Annotated in this window: 13 protein-coding genes; 6 read left to right on the forward strand and 7 right to left on the reverse strand. The window is 69.3% G+C overall.

Going from position 1 to position 17,822, the window contains the following annotated elements; translation table 11 throughout:
• Positions 1 to 31: 31 nt before the first annotated feature.
• The 5 genes from BM249_RS13105 to BM249_RS13125 are packed head-to-tail and all read left to right on the forward strand — an operon-like array spanning position 32 to position 6,572.
• On the forward strand, positions 32 to 2,074 hold the full coding sequence (locus BM249_RS13105) for an NADH:flavin oxidoreductase (protein WP_091972502.1): 2,043 nt from the start codon (positions 32 to 34) through the stop codon (positions 2,072 to 2,074).
• A gap of 60 nt (positions 2,075 to 2,134) precedes the next feature.
• Positions 2,135 to 4,036, forward strand: coding sequence for a DUF3483 domain-containing protein (locus tag BM249_RS13110; protein WP_091972503.1), 1,902 nt, complete (start codon positions 2,135 to 2,137; stop codon positions 4,034 to 4,036).
• The gene (locus BM249_RS13115) at positions 4,033 to 5,265 is read left to right on the forward strand and encodes an electron transfer flavoprotein subunit alpha/FixB family protein (RefSeq protein WP_091972504.1); all 1,233 of its coding nucleotides are present in this window, start codon (positions 4,033 to 4,035) and stop codon (positions 5,263 to 5,265) included. The genes BM249_RS13110 and BM249_RS13115 overlap by 4 nt, the downstream gene beginning before the upstream one ends.
• Positions 5,262 to 6,053: an adenine nucleotide alpha hydrolase family protein gene (locus tag BM249_RS13120; protein WP_091972505.1), complete on the forward strand. Its 792-nt coding sequence runs from the start codon at positions 5,262 to 5,264 to the stop codon at positions 6,051 to 6,053. The genes BM249_RS13115 and BM249_RS13120 overlap by 4 nt, the downstream gene beginning before the upstream one ends.
• A gap of 9 nt (positions 6,054 to 6,062) precedes the next feature.
• Positions 6,063 to 6,572, forward strand: a complete 510-nt coding sequence (locus BM249_RS13125; RefSeq protein ID WP_091972506.1) for a prolyl-tRNA synthetase associated domain-containing protein — start codon at positions 6,063 to 6,065, stop codon at positions 6,570 to 6,572.
• A gap of 99 nt (positions 6,573 to 6,671) precedes the next feature.
• Here BM249_RS13125 and BM249_RS21720 read toward each other — a convergent pair whose 3' ends face one another.
• From BM249_RS21720 to BM249_RS13155, 6 genes are all read right to left on the reverse strand, one after another.
• Positions 6,672 to 6,896: a YjiS-like domain-containing protein gene (locus BM249_RS21720; RefSeq protein ID WP_177232410.1), complete on the reverse strand. Its 225-nt coding sequence runs from the start codon at positions 6,894 to 6,896 to the stop codon at positions 6,672 to 6,674.
• A 723-nt stretch (positions 6,897 to 7,619) separates the two neighbouring features.
• On the reverse strand, positions 7,620 to 8,972 hold the full coding sequence (locus tag BM249_RS13135) for an L-serine ammonia-lyase (RefSeq protein WP_091972508.1): 1,353 nt from the start codon (positions 8,970 to 8,972) through the stop codon (positions 7,620 to 7,622).
• On the reverse strand, positions 8,972 to 9,559 hold the full coding sequence (locus tag BM249_RS13140) for a sarcosine oxidase subunit gamma (RefSeq protein ID WP_091972509.1): 588 nt from the start codon (positions 9,557 to 9,559) through the stop codon (positions 8,972 to 8,974). The genes BM249_RS13135 and BM249_RS13140 overlap by 1 nt, the downstream gene beginning before the upstream one ends.
• The gene (locus BM249_RS13145) at positions 9,552 to 12,539 is read right to left on the reverse strand and encodes a sarcosine oxidase subunit alpha family protein (protein ID WP_091972510.1); all 2,988 of its coding nucleotides are present in this window, start codon (positions 12,537 to 12,539) and stop codon (positions 9,552 to 9,554) included. Before BM249_RS13145 ends, BM249_RS13140 begins: the two co-directional genes overlap by 8 nt.
• Positions 12,539 to 12,871 (reverse strand): sarcosine oxidase subunit delta, encoded by a 333-nt coding sequence (locus BM249_RS13150; protein ID WP_091972511.1) that lies wholly within the window; start codon positions 12,869 to 12,871, stop codon positions 12,539 to 12,541. Before BM249_RS13150 ends, BM249_RS13145 begins: the two co-directional genes overlap by 1 nt.
• Before the next feature lie 110 nt (positions 12,872 to 12,981).
• Positions 12,982 to 14,235 (reverse strand): sarcosine oxidase subunit beta family protein, encoded by a 1,254-nt coding sequence (locus BM249_RS13155; protein WP_091972512.1) that lies wholly within the window; start codon positions 14,233 to 14,235, stop codon positions 12,982 to 12,984.
• A 240-nt stretch (positions 14,236 to 14,475) separates the two neighbouring features.
• Between BM249_RS13155 and BM249_RS13165 the strand changes: the two genes are divergently transcribed.
• On the forward strand, positions 14,476 to 15,549 hold the full coding sequence (locus BM249_RS13165; protein WP_425284830.1) for a GlxA family transcriptional regulator: 1,074 nt from the start codon (positions 14,476 to 14,478) through the stop codon (positions 15,547 to 15,549).
• Between the two features lie 13 nt (positions 15,550 to 15,562).
• Here the strand turns inward: BM249_RS13165 and BM249_RS13170 are convergent, their stop codons facing one another.
• Positions 15,563 to 17,605, reverse strand: a complete 2,043-nt coding sequence (locus BM249_RS13170; RefSeq protein WP_091972514.1) for a methyl-accepting chemotaxis protein — start codon at positions 17,603 to 17,605, stop codon at positions 15,563 to 15,565.
• Positions 17,606 to 17,822: the final 217 nt, after the last annotated feature.

A 17,822-nucleotide genomic window follows, 5' to 3' on the forward strand; every position in this document is an offset into this window, starting at 1 on the left:
AGATCATCGTCCTGCCTTCGGGAGTCGTCCCTTGATCGCCAATGCCGACGCGCTTCTGAAACCCCTCACCATCAAGGGCCTCACCATCCGCAATCGGGTGATGTCCACGAGCCACGCGCCCGGCTATGGCCGCGACGGCAAGCCCCAGGAGCGCTACCAGCTCTATCACGCCGAGAAGGCGAAGGGCGGCATCGGGCTGACCATGTTCGGCGGCTCCTCCTCCGTCGCCCCCGATAGCCCGGCCGCACCCTGGAACCAGATTTCCGTCGCCGACGATGCGGTGATCCCGTTCTTCCGGCAATTCTCCGACCGGGTGCACGGCTACGGCGGCAAGCTGATGATCCAGCTCACCCATATGGGCCGGCGCACCAAGTGGGACACGGAGCACTGGCTCCCCACGGTCTCGCCCTCGCCCCGGCGCGAGCCCGCCTCTCGCACGATCCCGAAGGAGATCGAGGAGGAGGATATCGCCCGGATCGTGAAGAGCTTCGCCCAGGCCGCGCGCCGCTGCAAGGAAGGCGGACTCGACGGCTGCGAGGTCTCCGCCGCCCACGGCCATCTCATCGATCAGTTCTGGTCGCCCTCCGTCAACCAGCGCACCGACAAGTACGGCGGCAGCCTGGAGAACCGGATGCGCTTCGGCATCGAGGTGTTGGAGGCGATGCGGGCGGAGGTCGGCGACGATTACGTCATCGGCATTCGCATGTCGGGTGACGAGATGATTGCGGACGGCCTGTCCCAGGAGGATTGCGTCGCCATCGCGGCCGAATACGCCAAGCGCGGCCTCGTCGACTTCCTCAACGTGCTCGGCGGCCAAGCGCGCGATCACATCGCCCACGCGATCTCGCTGCCGAACATGTCGTTCCCGGTGGCGCCGTTCCTGTTCCTGCCGAGCGCCATCAAGCGCGAGGTCGACGTGCCGGTGTTCCACGCCCAGCGCGTCACGGATCTCGCCACCGCCGCCCGCGCCGTCGCGGAGGGGCATGTCGACATGGTGGCGATGACCCGCGCCCACATCGCCGATCCGCACCTCGTGAAGAAGCTCTCGGAGGGCCGGGCCGACGACATCCGGCAATGTGTGGGCGCCGGCTACTGCATCGACCGGATCTATGTCGGCGGCGACGCCCTCTGCATCCAGAACGCCGCCACGGGCCGCGAGGCCACCATGCCGCACGACATCCGCAAGGCGGATGTCCGCCGCCGGATCGTGGTCATCGGCGCCGGTCCGGGCGGCCTCGAGGCGGCTCGCGTCTGCGCCGAGCGCGGCCATGCCGTGGTGCTGTTCGAGAAGGGGCCCCAGGCCGGCGGCCAGATCTCCATCGCGGCCAAGGCCGGCTGGCGCGAGGCGATGTCGGGCATCACCCGTTGGCTCGTGTCCCAGGTGACAAAGCTCGGGGTTGACCTGCGCTTCAACACCGAGGCCACCGAAGCGGCGGTGCTTGCCGAGAAACCCGACGTGGTCATCGTGGCCACGGGCGGCACGCCGTTCCGTGGCCATGCCAAGGGCGCCGAGCAATTCGCCGTGACCACCACCGACGTGCTCACGGGCGCCGTGGAGCCCACGGGCTCGGTACTGCTCTATGACGAGATGGGCCAGCACAACGCGTCTTCGGTGGCCGAGCAACTCGCCAAGCGCGGCTGCCTCGTCGAGATCGCCACCCACGACCGCATGGTGGCGGAGGAGGTCGGCACCACCAATCAGCCGATCCACCTGCGCGAACTCTACAAGCTCGGCGTGGTGATGACGCCGAACATGGAGCTCATCGAGATCTATCCCGAGGGCAACCGCTTCGTGGCGGCCCTGCGCAACACCATGACGGATGCCGAGGAGGAACGCCTCGTCGACCGCATCGTGGTCGATCATGGCACCCTGCCCGTCGACGGTCTGTATCGCGGACTGAAGGACGCTTCGGTCAACCGGGGCCAGATCGATCCCGACGCGCTCATCCGCGGCGAGCCGCAGCCCTACGACCTGTCGTCGGGCTATGCCCTGTACCGCATCGGTGATGCCGTGGCGGGCCGCAACATCCATGCGGCGATCTACGACGCCCTGCGCCTGTGCAAGGACATCTGATCCGGCATCCACCCATCGCGCACAGCACCGGCCGTAACGCCTCAGCCTGGACGATTCGTCATGACCGGTCCTGTTCTCCTGACTACGCTCTTTCCCGGTCTCGTCTGGGCCATGGCGGCCTTGGCCCTCGTTCAGGTGTGGCGTCGCGCGGCCCTGTGGCGGGCCGGTGCCGCCGCCCCCGTGGCGTGGCTCGATGGTCTGGCCAAGCTGCCGCGCCGCTACCTCGTCGATGTCCACCATGTGGTGGCGCGCGATGCCTACGCGTCGCGGATGCATGCGGTGGTGGCCGGCGGCCTGCTCGCGGCCTCTGTCCTCACCGCCCTCGCGATCCTGCCGCCGCTCGCCGGCTCGCGGATCTACTGGGTCCTCGTGGCCCTCGCCTTCGCGGTGACGGCGGTCGGCTCCTTCCTCGTCGGTGCTCGGCGGTATCCGGAAAAGCAGAAGCGCCTGTCCGCCGGGCGCTTCCAGATCCTGCCGTTTCTGCTCGTCGCCTACGCGGCCGGCGGCACCCTTACGGCCCTGCTCCTCGCCCTCGGTGGCGGCGGCGGCGTCCTCGCGCCCCTCGCTCTCCTGCTCGCGGCGGCGGGTGGACTCGGCCTCGCCTTCGAGGTGCGGCACGGCCCCATGCGGCACGCCGCCGCCGGCGCCCTGCACCTCGTGGCTCATCCCCGGCCCGGCCGCTTCGAGGGCCGCCCCGATACGGCGCTTCAGCCCCTCGACCTCGACGCCCCGCGCCTCGGCTCGGAGATGCCGGCCGATTTCACCTGGAATCGCCTGCTCTCGTACGATGCCTGCGTGAGCTGCGGCCGTTGCGAGATCGCCTGTCCGGCCTTCGCCGCCGGCCAGCCCCTCAACCCGAAGCGGCTGATCCAGGACCTCGTGGCGGGCCTGTCTCCGGCCGAGCCCGCCTATGCCGGCAATCCCTATCCGGGCGGCCGAGAGGCCGAGGGGGAGCGCGGACCTCTCGCCCGGCTGATCGGACCGGATGCGCGCATCCATCCCGACACCCTGTGGTCCTGCACCACCTGCCGGGCCTGCGTCGAGGAATGCCCGATGATGATCGAGCATGTCGATGCCGTGGTGTCGTTGCGCCGCCACCAGACCCTCGAACGCGGCGCGCTGCCCGAGAAGGCCGTCGGCCCCGTGACCGATCTGCGCCAGGCCGGCGAGCCCGGCGGACGCTCCCTCGCCGCCCGGACGGATTTCGCCGCCGGCCTCGATCTGCCCGTGCTCGACGGGCGGGACGGCGTCGACGTGCTGCTCTGGCTTGGCGAAGGCGCCTACGACCTGCGCTACGGCCGCACCCTGCGGGCCCTGGTGCGGCTCCTGCGTCAGGCGAACGTCGATTTCGCCGTGCTCGGGGCGGAGGAGCGCGACACCGGTGACCTCGCCCGGCGGCTCGGCGACGAGGCGACGTTCCAATCCCTGGCGAGGGCGAACATCGCCACTCTCGCCCGCCATCGTTTCGGGCGGATCGTCACCGCCGATCCCCATGCGCTCCATGCCCTGCGCAACGAATACCCGGCCTTCGGCGGCCATTACACGGTGATGCACCACACCGCCTTCCTGCTCGAACTCATCCGCGCCGGGAAACTCGTCCCCAACCGCCTCGAAGACGTGTCGGTGACGTATCACGATCCCTGCTACCTCGCCCGCTACAACGGGGAGACCGAGGCACCCCGCGCCGTCCTCGACGCCATCGGGGTGTCGCGGCGGGAGATGGGCCGCTCGGGCCGCCGGGCCATGTGCTGCGGCGGCGGCGGCGGCGCGCCCGTGAGCGACGTGCCGGGCGAGCGGCGCATCCCCGACCTGCGCATGGCCCAAGCGGCGGAGACCGGCGCCGGCATCGTCGCCGTCGCCTGCCCCTCCTGCACGGCGATGCTGGAGGGCGTGCCCGACCGGAAGGCCGAGATTCGCGACATCGCCGAATTGCTCCTCCAGTCCGTGGAGGCCGGACGATGAGCCGCCTACGTCGCGACCCGCGCGCCGAGCGGGCAGCCCAGCAGATCGCCCGTTCGGATGGCGCCTCGCCCCGCCCCCGCTACGACCGGACCCAGCGCGCGACCGGCGGACGTCCGCGCCGCGATCCCCGCGCCGAGCGCGCGGGCCAGCGCGTCGCCGGGGGCGTGCGCCCGCGCTACGAGATCGGACAGGTGTCGCGCGGGGAGGGACCGGTCCTCGCTCCGCGTCCGCAGGCGGCGCCCGAGGCGGTCGCGCCGAAAATCCTGATCCTGGAAGCCCCCGCTTTCCTCATCGCCGTGGTTCCGGACGCCGCCGGGGGCCGTCTCTCGGCCCATGACCGACAGGTTCTGGGTGCCGCCCGGACGCTCGCCGGGCGCGACGGTGGCGTGGTCATCCTCGCTCCGGACGCCTGCGAGGGCATCGGCTCCGCCGGGGCCGATCGTTGGGTCCGTTTCGGTGATGACGCGGCGGCGTACGATCCCGCCGCCCGGGCCGCCCGCCTGGCGGCCACGCTCGGGGCCCTGGCGCCGCGTCATGTCCTGTTTCCCGAATCCCTCGACGGCGGCGACCTCGCCCGCAGGGTCGCGGCGCGGATGGGCGCGCCGCTGTTCGGCAACGCCGAGGTCGTGGCCGCCACCGGCGTGATCCGGCCGGCCCGGGGGCGACGCGTCGAACAGCGGGCCATGCCCGGTCTCCTCACCACGGTGGCGCCCGATGCCGTCGCGGAGTATGGCGGGCCACCGCGCGAGGCGCGGCTCCTCGATGTCGAGGCCGCCTCCATGGCCGGGCGGACGGGACCGATCCTGGCGGCGACGCGGATCCCCGCCGACCCGGCCACGGTCCCCCTGACGCTCGCGGATTTCGTCACGGCCGCCGGCAACGGCATCCGCGATCTCGACACCTTCCGGCGCCTCGTCCCCGCCCTGCGGGCGACACCGGGCGCCAGCCGCGTCCTGTGCGATGCCGGGCTGATGCCGCGCCAGACCCAGGTCGGCGCGTCGGGTACGGTGCTGGCCGCGACCTGCTATTTCGCCCTCGGAATCTCAGGTGCACCGCAGCATCTCCAGGGGGTCGCAGGTTGCGAGCACGTGGTGGCGGTCAACACCGATCTCCACGCCGCGATGATCGAACGGGCGGGGCTCGCCATCGTGCAGGATGCCCAAACCGTGATGGAGGCCCTGCTGCGGCGGCTCGCGGTGGAGGCGGATGCAGGGGAACAGGTCGCATGAAGATCGCGGTTCTCGTCTCGACGGGCCGGCATCCGGTCTCGGGAGCCACCGTCCTGTCGCGCCTTGAGGCGCAGGCGATCCGCCTCGCCGCCGGCCTCGGTGAACCCCTCGGGCTCCATGCCGGCCCCGAGCAGGCGGTCCTGCGCGAAGCCCTGGGCCAGGGGCTTGTTCGAGGGGAGCACATCGTCGTGCCGGACGGGGTCGACCCGGTGCCGGCCCTCGCCGCCCGCCTCGCCGCGACGAAGCCCGACCTCATCCTCGCCGGACGGCGCGGGCAGGGCGGCGACGAGACGGGCCTCGTGCCCTACGCCCTGGCCGAGACCCTGGATCTGCCCCTGATCCCCGACGTGGTCGCGATGGCGTCCGACGACGAGGCCGGAACCCTGCGCCTCGATCAAAGCCTCGGACGCGGCGCCTTGCGCCGGGTCCTCGTGCGCGGCCCCCTCGTGGTGACGATCCATCCCGATGCGCCGGCGCCGTTCGCGTATGCCTACGGCCAGGCCCGGCGCGGCACCATCGTGCCCCTGGACGCCGCTCCCGGTACGGTGGAGGGCACCGGCCCCACGGTCGAGGAGCGCCCTTATCGCCGCCGTCCGAAACTCGTGAAGGGTGCGCCCACGGGCGGTTCGGCCGCCGAACGCCTGAAGGCGGCGACGGGGGAGGCCGGCACGGCGGCGAGCGGCCGGCTCCTCGTCGATCCCGATCCCGACGAGGCGGCCCGCGAGATCCTGGCGCACCTGCGTCAGATCGGCGTCCTCGCACCGCCCACCCGTCCATCCATCCCTTGAGGGAGCCCCATGGCCCTGAATTCCGACGACCTCCTGACCCGACTGCGCGAGCGCGGCATCGCCTACAAGCTCTATGAGCATCCGCAGGTCCTGACCGTCGAGGCGATGATGGCCGTGTGCGGCGATATCGCGGGGGCGCACACGAAGAACCTGTTCCTGCGCGATGGGAAGAAGACCTACTTCCTCGTCACGCTCCAGCACGACGCCCAGGTCGATCTCAAGGCATTCCGGGCCGTTCTCGGCGCGCGCGGTGGTCTGTCCTTCGCCAGCGCAGAGGCGTTGGGGGAGGTGCTCGGCGTCGAGAGCGGTGCGGTTTCGCCCCTCGCCGCCGTCAATGCCGCGCCCGAGAGCGTGAAGATCTTCCTTCAGGATAGCTTGCTCGCGGAGACGCGGATCAACGTGCATCCCCTCGTGAGCACCCGCACCCTCAATCTCGTCCCGGGCGACCTCATGGAGGCCCTGCGCGCCGAGGGACACGCACCGCAGACCTTTACCCTGCCGGCCGCCCCCGCCGCCTGAACCAACCCTTTCCGGACGTGAAAAAGGCTTGCGCGGTCCTGACGACCCCGCAAGCCTTTTTCGTTTCTTTGTCCGTCCCGGTCGCGTGGACGGGCCGGATCAAGCCGTCCGCAGGCCGGATACCGGGAACATGGCTTCGGAGAACAGGGGGAAGGCCGCCGCCGTCTTGGTGCGGACCGGCGTGGCCTGAGCGCTCATCTTGGCGATATCGGCCCGGAGGAGGCCGATATCGGAGAGGGCTTCGTCCGTGAGGCTCCGCAGCGCCTGCTCGGTCGCCCGGGCGCGGAAATACATGTCGATACGCGCAATGAACTGAGTGAACATCTTGTTAACCTCGGACCCGCCGTCGCTCATCTGGAGGACGACTGTGCTGTGGGGAAAGGTATGCCATTTGTTGCGGTGCGGGAGATTCGCCGCTTTCGAGGGGCTGGTCCGCATCGCGCACATGGATGGAGCAATTTGTAACCAATGCGGGCAAGCTGCCTTTTTGCGGTGCACTCGTCCGGGTCGGATGGTGGGGCGCACGGACGCGGGCGGGGCCACCTTCGCCGGTCCGAAGGAACGCCGTGATGTCGGTTTCGTGCGGCGCGCGTCGCCGCCTCCCTCGGGGCAGGATGATCGCAGGGGTGATTTGAGACCGTCGGACGCGATCGAGCACCCGGTCATTCCGGGGGCCGCAGCGGACCTCAAGGCTCAGGAACGCAGGCGTGTCGCGTTTATGCCGTGGCGGCTCTGGCTTGCACGCTTCCGGCGCGGCCCTCCGGGGCCGGGCAGGGGATCGCTTCGGATACGAACGACACCTCACCCCTGGCCCAGCCTTCCAAAGCAGGGAGCCTGTCCCGCTAAGGCAATCCGAAGCCATCGGCCGGAAACGGTTTCCTGGCGCGACACGAGCGATGGCGGCGGGATCGAGAGAAGGGCTGGGACGGCCGGCAGCGGCCGCGTCGTCGGCTCCACGGGCGCAGCGGTGGGCTGGATCTGCTTCGAGCGGGGGCGGTCTCGACCCGGCATACGACGATGCCGGGTATCCGGTTCCACGGGGACGGGTCAGCAGGCCGTGACGTTGACCGCGAGACCGCCGAGCGAGGTCTCCTTGTACTTTTCTTGCATGTCGGCGCCCGTCTGGCGCATGGTTTCGATCACCTGATCGAAGGTGACGAAATGCAGGCCGTCTCCGTGCAAGGCCAGGGAGGCGGCGGCGACCGCCTTGTTGGCCCCGAACGCATTGCGCTCGATGCACGGGATCTGGACGAGGCCGCCGATGGGATCGCAGGTCATGCCGAGATGATGCTCCATGGCGATCTCGGCGGCGTTCTCGATCTGGCGGGCATCGCCGCCGAGCACCGCCGCGAGGCCGGCGGCGGCCATGGCGGCGGCCGAGCCGACCTCGCCCTGGCATCCCACCTCGGCGCCGGAAATCGAGGCCCGGCGCTTGATCAGGCCGCCGATGGCGGTGGCGACCAGGAGGTAGTCGCGGCCGCGCTGATCCGACCATTCGGGACAGAAATCGACGATGTAGCGCAGGACCGCCGGAACGATGCCGGCGGCGCCGTTGGTCGGGGCCGTGACGATGCGCCCACCGGAGGCATTTTCCTCGTTCACCGCCAGGGCGAACAGGCTGATCCAGTCCATGATCTGATGGGCCGGCCGGCTGTTGCTCAGGCGCGACGCCTCCAGGGTCTCGTGCAGCCTCTTGGCGCGGCGACGCACCTTCAGGCTGCCCGGCAACTCGCCGTCCTTGCGCAAGCCCCGCGCGATACAGGAAAGCATCGCGTCCCGGATGGCATCGAGTCCGGCGTTGATGTCCGCTTCCGAGCGCAGGGCCAATTCGTTGGCCATTTGAACCTGGGCGATGCCGAGGCCGCTCTCGTCGCAGACCCGAAGGAGATCGGCGCCGCTGTCGAACGGGAACGGCATCGCGACGGCCTCGGGACCGGCCGCGCGGGCGTCGCCCTCGGTTTCCACGAATCCGCCGCCGATGGAGTAGCAGACCATCTCGTCCCGGACCGCGCCGTCGCCGTCGAGGGCGCGGAACCGCATCCCGTTGGTGTGGCGCGGCAGCACTTCGGTGAAGTTGAAGATCAGATCGCGCTCGGAATCGAACGCGATACCGGGGAGGCCGAGGGCGCCGCTCTCGGCGAGGTCCCGCGTATAATCCGCCACCCGGTCCGGATCGACGGTGGCCGGATCGTGCCCGAGGAGGCCGAGGAAGATCGCCACGTCGGTGCCGTGTCCGCGCCCCGTCCAGGCGAGGGAGCCGAAGATCTCGGCTTTCACCCGCGCCACGCCGTCGAGAGGGGCGACGCGCTCGCGGAAGCGACGCGCGGCGACCATGGGGCCGATGGTGTGCGAACTCGACGGACCGATCCCGATCTTGAAGAGATCGAAGGCGCTGATCATCACGCGGCTTTGGACGGTGCGGTGGTCCCGAGTCCGGCCTCGACCAGGAAGCCGTGCACGTAGGTGGCAAACGAGCGCCAGCACTCGACCCGGTAGCGTGGGGTGGCGCCCGGCCACCGGATCAGCACGATCTCGGCCTTGCCCAGGAGCGTGCGTGTGGCACTGCCGCTCGGGAAGGCCGTGTCGCCGAGGTCGAGGGGGCATCCGGCGTTGAGCAGGATCGCGGATTTCGCGCCGCTGACGTCGATGCCGACATTCCGGTGCGAGACATCCACGAGGGCGTGGGCCGTGCCGGCGAGATCCGACGCGACGGCGGCCGCGAGGGCATCCGCTTCGGTCTCGCTCGTGCCGATCAACCACTCGTCGGGGCCGAGGCGGGCGATCCAGCGGGCGTCGTCACCCGCCAGGCTGTTGATGGGGCCGTCGAGGGGGAGCCCCGCCACCGTTCCGGTGGCCTTGCGGACGCGCAGGGAGAAGCGCGCCCCGGCCTCGGCGGGTCGGATCGTCAGGCCGGGATCGAGGGCGGCGGGGAGCGTCGCCCGGGCGAGGGGGCGCGTGCGGGCGGTGCGATAGCGAACCTCAAGCATTGATGCGCTCTCCCTTGGGATCGAAGAAGACGGGGTCTACCACGGTGACGGTGGTGAAGCCCTCCGGCGTCGTGACGTGGAGGGTGTTGCCCATGAGGAGCCGCCCATCCGCCACGAGGGCCATGGCGATGGAGCGACCGCAATTGGGGCTCCAGTAGCTCGACGTGACGTGGCCGAGCATCCGCATGGGGATCGGCTGGTTCGTGTCGGAGACGATCTGGGCGCCCTCGTCGAGGACCAGTTTCGGGTCCGCCGTGACGAGGCCGACGAGCTGCTTGCGGCCGGTGGCGACGACGTCCGGCCGGGCGAGCGAGCGCTTGCCGACGAAGTCCTTCTTCGCCTTGGCGATCATGCCGGCAAGCCCGACATCGTCCGGCGTCACCGTGCCGTCCGTCTCCTGGCCGACGATGATGTAGCCCTTCTCGGCGCGTAGGACGTGCATCGTCTCGGTGCCGTAGGGCGTGATCCCGTGGGGCTGGCCTTCCGCGAAGATCGCCTCCCAGACGGCGGCCGCTTGATCGGACGGCACGTTGATCTCGAAGCCGAGTTCACCCGTGAACGAGACGCGGAACAGCCGGGTCGGCACGCCGCAGATCGTGCCCGTCCGCATGGCCATGTGGGGGAAGGCTTCCGGCGACAGGTCGATACCGTCGACGAGGGGGGCGATCACCGCGCGCGCCTTCGGTCCCTGGAGGGCGATCACCGACCATTGCTCCGTGGTCGAGGTCAGGAACACCTCGAGCTCGGGCCATTCCGTCTGCAGGTAGTCTTCCATGTGGCCCAGCACGCGGGCGGCGCCGCCCGTGGTGGTGGTGACGTGGAAGCAATCCTGCGACACGCGGGCCACGACGCCGTCGTCGAGGATGTAGCCGTCCTCCTTCAGCATCAGGCCGTAGCGGCAGCGCCCGGGTTCGAGCTTCAGCCAGGGATTGACGTAGAGGCGGTTCATGAACTCGGCCGCGTCCGGACCGACCACTTCGATCTTGCCCAGCGTCGACGCATCGAAGATGCCAACGCCCTCGCGCACGGCCTTGCATTCGCGGGCGACGGCCGCGTGCAGGTCTTCGCTGCCGCGCGGGAAGTACCAGGCCCGGCGCCAGAGGGCGACGTTCTCGAACTTCGCGCCCTGGCGCTCGGCCCATTCGTGGATCGGCGTGGTGCGGATGGGATCGAACAGGGCGTGGCGCGCGGGGCCCACGAGGGCGCCGAAGGTCACGGGCGTGTAGGGCGGACGGAACGTCGTTGTGCCGACGCCCGGCAGGGACTTGTCGAGCTGCCCGGCGACGATGCCCAGCGCGTTCATGTTCGAGGTCTTGCCCTGGTCCGTCGCCATGCCGGTGGTGGTGTAACGCTTGACATGCTCGATGGACTGGAAGCCCTCGCGCACGGCGAGTTTGATGTCCTTGGCGGTGACGTCGTTCTGGAAATCCACGAAGGCGCGCTGCTTCGTCGGGTCGGCATCCGTCGGCATGATGCGGACGGGCTTGAAGCCGGTGGCGGTCGGCGTCGCCGTGAAGCTGCGCCGGTCCTCGGAGGCCGCCGCCGCCGCGCCCGCCGCATAACCTTCCGCGAGGCAGGCCGCGAGATCGTAGGCGCCATTCGCCGCCCCCGCAGAGCGCTCGGCCTGGGCCGAGACCGAAGGCAGGAAGGCATCGCGGGCGGCGTCGTACGCGAGCTTGCCGCGCGATTGCGAGAACAAGTGCACGGCGGGCGTCCAGCCGCCCGACATGCCGACGCAGTCGCAGGGCAGAAGGCGACGGCCGCCGCACCGGCCGTCGCTCCCGACAGGCGCCACGAGAAGGCCCGTGACGCGCTTGCGGCCCTTGGAACCGACCACGGTGTGGCCGGTCAGCACCTCGACGCCTGCGGCGCGCAGGCGCCCCAGTTCGGGGCCGCATTCGGATTCGGTTCTGAAATCGACAAGGGTGACGTCGAGGCCCGCCGCCTTCGCGTCGTGGGCGCAGGTATAGGCGGAGGCACCGTTCGTCGCGAAGACGATGCGGCGGCCCGGCGCGACGCCATAGCGGTTGATGAAGACGCGCACGCTCTCGGCGAGGAGAATGCCGGGACGGTCGTTGTCGGCGAAGACGAGGGGCCGCTCGTGCGAGCCGCCGGCCAACACCACTTGCTCCGCGCGCACCTGCCAGAGCCGCTCGCGCGGTGCGGTACCGGTCGCGCCGGGCAGGTGGTCGGTGACCCGCTCCGTGAGGGCGACGTGGTTGTGGTTGTAGTAGCCGAACACCGTGGTGCGAGGAAGCAGGATCACGTTCTCGCGGGCGTCGAGGTCGGCGAGGGTGGCGGCGAGCCACGCGGCCGCCGGGCGGCCGTCGATCTCCGAGGTGACGTCGTGTAGGAGGGAGCCGCCGGGCTCCGGACCCTCGTCGGCGAGGATCACCCGCGCGCCGGTCTTGGCGGCGGCCAGGGCGGCGGCGAGGCCCGTCGGACCGGCGCCGACCACGAGGACGTCGCAATGGGCGTGGCGGTTGGCGTAGCGGTCGGGATCGGCCTCCACGGGCGCCTTGCCGAGGCCGGCGGCGCCCCGGATGATCGGCTCGTAGACCTTGTCCCAGAACTTCCGGGGCCACATGAAGGTCTTGTAGTAGAACCCCGCCACGAAGACCGGCGACAGCAGGTCGTTGACCGCGCCGACGTCGAACTCGAGGGACGGCCAGTGATTCTGGGACTGGGTCTTGAGGCCGGCTCTCGCTTCGACCACGGAGGCGCGGTTGTTCGGGTCGATCCGGCCCCGGCCGCGATCGACGGAGAGCAGGGCGCTCGGCTCGTCGGAGCCGTGGCTCAGGATGCCGCGCGGGCGGTGATACTTGAACGAACGCCCGACGAGGTGGACGCCGTTGGCGAGGAGGGCGGAGGCGACGCTATCGCCCTGGAAGCCCTCGATCGTCCGGCCGTTGAAGGTGAAGCTGATGGGGCGGGTGCGGTCGACGCGGCCGCCACGGGGCAATCTGAACGGTTGTGCCATCACGCCCTCGTCTCGGTCTGGGTGGAACGGGTGGGCTCGGTGCCCTGGCTCGGGTGAGAGCCCGTCGTGGGCTCGCTTCCGACCGGATAGGTTTCGATGAAGCGGTCGCTCACCGTGTCGCGCAGGGCGTTGAACCAGCGGCCGCAGCCATGGATGTGGTTCCAACGCTCGGCATGGACCCCGCGCGGGTTGGCGCGGACGAAGAGGTGTTCGCTCCAGTCGGCGTCGCTGAGGGCGGACGGATCGGTGGGCCGCGCGATATGGGCCTGGCCGCCGCACCGGAACTCCGTCTCGGGGCGTTTTCCGCAATAGGGGCAATCGATCAGCAGCATCGGGCGTCTCGTCGCGGCGTGTGGAGGGGAGGGGGCTTCAGCCCCGGATCGTCGTGTGCGCATCGTCCGGTTCCGAAGGCCGGAGGCCGCCTCTCGGACGATGCGCGGGATCAGTGCGCCACGGCGGCGGCGGCGGCCTCGTCGATGAGGCGGCCGGTGCGGAAGCGGTCCAGGGTGAAGGGCGCGTTGATGGCGTGGGGGGCGCCCGTCGCGAGGGTGTGGGCGAAGACGTGGCCCGAGCCGGGCGTCGCCTTGAAGCCGCCGGTGCCCCAGCCGCAATTCACGAACAGGTTCTTGACCGGGGTCTTGCCGATGATCGGCGAGCGATCCGGCGTCACGTCGACGATGCCGCCCCAGGACCGCAGCATCCGCATGCGGGTGAATTGCGGGAACACCTCGCAGATCGCATCCAGGGTATGGGTGGTGATGTGGAGGCCGCCCTGCTGGCTGTAGGAGGTGTACTGGTCCGTGCCGGCGCCGATGACAAGCTCGCCCTTGTCGGATTGCGAGATGTAGGCATGGACGGCGTTCGACATCACCACGCAGGGGAAGACCGGCTTGACCGGCTCCGAGACGAGCGCCTGGAGCGGGTAGCTCTCCAGCGGCATCCGCACGTCGGCCATGGCCATCACCGTGGAGGTGTGGCCGGCGGCGACCACGCCGATGCGGTTCGCGCCGATGAAGCCGCGAGTGGTCTCGACGCCGATGGCGGCGCCGGACGCATCACGCCGGATGCCCTTCACTTCGCAGTTCTGAATGATGTCGACGCCGCGCGCATCGGCGCCGCGGGCATAGCCCCAGGCCACGGCATCGTGGCGGGCGGTGCCGGCCCGGCGCTGCAGGGCGCCGCCGAGGACCGGGTAGCGCAGGGAGCCCGAGATATCGATCGGCGGACAGAACTCCTTGCACTCCTCCTTCGACAGCCACTCGTTGTCGATGCCGTTCAGGCGGTTGGCGTAGACGTGGCGCTTGAAGCTCTGCACGTCGTGCAGGTTGTGGGCCAGCATGAGCACGCCGCGCTGGGAGAACATGACGTTGTAGTTCAGCTCCTGGCTCAAGCCCTCCCAGAGCTTGAGGGCGTGCTCGTAGAGGGCCGCGCTCTCGTCGTAGAGGTAGTTCGAGCGGATGATCGTGGTGTTGCGGCCGGTGTTGCCGCCGCCGATCCAGCCCTTCTCGAGGACCGCCACGTTGGTGATGCCGTGCACGGTGGCGAGGTAGTAGGCCGTCGCCAGACCGTGGCCGCCGCCGCCCACGATGACGACGTCATAGGCGGGTTTCGGCTGCGGATCCCGCCATTGGCGGCCCCAGCCCTTGTGCCCGTTCAGGGACTCGGAGAGCAGCGACGAGAGGGAAAATCGACGCATGGATCGGCCTCGCTGTGATGCTGGATCATGGGTCGGCGCGACTCGGACAGCTTGCGCGACGGCGACCGTGAGTTGGCGATTCGCGACTTCGTTTCCTCACCGATGCAGGACCCGGCTGAGGGGTTTGGCGGCTGCACGGTCGCGATGCACAGCTGCCCGTCTTTCCGACTGGTGCCGCGCTTACATTTGAGCAATTCTCAGGACGTGGGGCCGGAGGGCTGAGCCGCGACGGGGCGTTTGATGACGATAGGGACCGGTGGCGTGCTCCCGCATCGAGGGAGTCGGGCAGGCGGCGACGTGACGACCGTCGGCTTCATGCTCGTCGAGCAATTCTCGATGATCGCCTTCTCGTCGGCGATCGAGGCCCTGCGCCTCGCCAACCGGGCGGCGCAACGCGATCTCTACCGCTATTCGCTGTGGTCGGAGAACGGAAAGTCCTGTCAGGCGTCCAACGGTGTCGAAGTCCAGGTCGGCGGCACCTTCGGCGAGACCGAGACCCTCGACATGCTCATCGTCTGCGGCGGGGTCGATATTCAGCGGTACGATCACCGGTCCCTGCAGACGACCCTGCGCAGAAGCTGTACGCGCGGCTCGGCCATCGGCGCCGTGTGCACGGGAACCTACGTGCTGGCCAAGGCCGGGCTTCTCGACGGCTACCGGGCGACGATCCACTGGGAGAATGTCGCCAGCCTGTCGTCGGAATACGATCAACTGGAGGTCGGCTCGGATCTGTTCGAGATCGACCGAAACCGCTTCACCTGCGCCGGCGGAACGGCGGCGGCCGACATGATGCTGTCCCTGATCACGCGCGACCACGGCACGGACCTCGCCGCCGCCGTCGCCGAACAGCTCATCCACCACCGCATTCGCGAATCGGGCGAGGGGCAGCGGATGGACCTGCGCATGCGCCTCGGCATCGCGCACCCGAAATTGCTGCACGTCGTCGATCTCATGGAGAAGACGTTCGCCGAGCCCCTCGCGAGCCAGGATCTGGCCGAGGCGGTCCATCTCTCGAAACGTCAGCTCGAGCGATTGTTCCTCAAGTATCTCGGGCGCTCACCGGCCCGGCACTACCTGTGCATCCGCCTGGAACACGCTCGCCATCTGATCCGACAGACGGCGATGCCGCTCCTTACCATCGCCATCGAATGCGGCTTCGCCTCGGCCTCGCATTTCTCGAAGGCCTATGTCGACCATTTCGGTCACCCGCCGAGTTCCGAGCGCAAGCAGCCCAAATGCGAGGGCAAGCCGCATTCCGTGCGTCCCATGGCGGCCAAGACGGGACGGACCCTCGAACTGGCGGACCGGCGCTGACGCCGGTCCCGGTTCAGCTGGCGAGGCGGATATTCGACAGGAACGACAGAACCTCCCCGCGCAGTTCGTTCGATTTGCCCTGAAGCACCATCGCGGCGGAACTGACCACACCCGCCGTCTCGCCGGTCTGGCTGGCAGAGCGCGACACGGCCGAGATGTTCTCCGAAACTTCGAGGGTGCCCATGGACGCTTCCTGGATGTTGCGGGCGACCTCGTGCATGGCCAAGCCCTGCTGGTCCGTCGCCTCGCGGATGGAAAGCGAGATCGCGCTCATGCGCTCGATAGTGCCGAAGATGTCCTGGATGATCTGCACGGCATCCCCGGTGCCGGATTGCACCGCGGCGATCTGAACCGCGATTTCGTCCGTCGCCCGCGAAGTCTGGTTGGCCAGCTCCTTCACCTCGGCGGCGACCACGGCGAAGCCCTTCCCCGCCGGCCCGGCCCGCGCGGCCTCGATGGTCGCGTTCAGCGCGAGGAGATTGGTCTGCGCCGCGATGGAGTTGATGAGCTTGATCACCTCGCTGATGCGTCCGGCCACTCCCGCGAGGGCATCGACCTTCCCCTTCGCGTCCTGGGCCTGAACCACGGCGCTGGCGGCGACCTCCGTCGAGAGGGTGATCTGGCGTCCAATTTCCTGCACGGAGGCCAGGAGTTGCTCGGCCGCCGATGCGACGGCGCCGACATTCGCCGAGGCCTGTTCGGAGGCCGCCGCCACGGACGTGCTGCGCAGGGTCGTCGCGTCGGCGCCGCCCTTGAGGGTGGTGGACGCCGTATCGAGATCGCCCACGAGCTTCAGCACGGCCTCGGTCAGAGTCGAAACCTTGCCATCGAAAGCCTGGGAATGGCTCCGGATCGTCTCGGCGCGCGCCAACTGGTTGCGTTGCTGCGCCTCCTGGGCTTCGGCGAGGAGTTCGGCTTGACGGGATTTGTCCCGGAAGATCTCGAGGGCCTTGGCGATGGCGCCGATCTCGTCCGTCCGGTCCCGGTCAGCGATGACGGTGTCGTAGCGCCGGTCGACCAGGGCCTCGATCGTCCGCACCGAACGGGTGAGGGGCCGGTCGATGAGCAGCTTCGTCGTCCCGTAGATCGTCACGAGGACGACGATGAGAACGACGAGGCCGCCCGTCGCCGTCTCGGCGAGCTGCGCGTAGATCGGCTGCGCGATGACCTGGGCCGGCACGTCCATCACCATGGCCCAGGTGGTGTTCATGCCGGGGGCGGAGAACGGATAGATCAGCCGGAGGGCGCCGTCCGGGCCGCCGGGGAGGGCGCGCCAACGACCGTCCGCCAGGGCCTGCGTGACCTCGCTGGCGCCGATCCCGTCATAGGGCTTCATCTCCAGGCCCTTCGTGGGCGGAGAGAGCCACTTGCCGCCCTGGGACAGCAGCATCACCCGGCCACTTCCGAACGGGTGGAGCGCCCCCAGCATCGTCGGCAACATGTCGAGCTTGATGTCGACGCCGCCGATGGCGACGATGCGGCCCCCTAGGGTCACGGGGGCAGTGATCGACGTCACGAGGTCGCCGCGCTTCGTGAGATAGGGTTCGGTGACGAGGCTCTGGCCCGAGGCGATCGGTCCCCTGTACCATTGCTCGCTGCCGTCGAACGCGAAGGTCGAGAAATCGAGGCCGCCCGATGCGTTCTTCGTCCAATACGGCGTGAACACGCCCTTCGGGTTGACGGCTTCCGTCCCGGGCAGCATCGTCCCCACGGTGCGATCCACCGTGTCGGCCATCCAGGCGCCGTAGAGGTTGGGATAGCGCAGGGCTGTCGCCCGGGCGACGCTCACCAGATCGGTCCGGCGCGCCGAGCCGGCTTCGAGGAGCCCGGTCACGGCCGCCGTCATGGCGGTGCCGGCCGAGACCGCTTCCGTCAGTTGGATGCCGACCTGGTTCGCGGCGACCTGCGCCTCCTTGATCGCCAACTGCGTGACATCGGCCCGCACCCGATCGGCGGTTCTCCAGCCCGTCACGCCGAGAAACCCGATCAGGGCCGCCGTGACGGCCGCTCCGGTGGCGAACATCAGCTTGTTGGACAGCCCGTTCCTGATCGTCATTACGCTCTGCCGTCACCGGTTTTCTGTCCGGGAAGACTGAGTGTAAACTGGTTAAGGAAGGTCTAAATCTCTGTCTTTTCGAGAGAATACGTTGTGACGAACGTATGCTTGGTCACCCCTTGCGGGTGAATCGGTTGGTACAAGACGTGTCGAGGGCTGAGTCGGCTAACGAATAAATTTCTCGACCACGGCATTGCTTTTCGAAACGCCGCCAGGA

The organism is Methylobacterium gossipiicola, assembly GCF_900113485.1.
GTDB lineage: Bacteria > Pseudomonadota > Alphaproteobacteria > Rhizobiales > Beijerinckiaceae > Methylobacterium > Methylobacterium gossipiicola.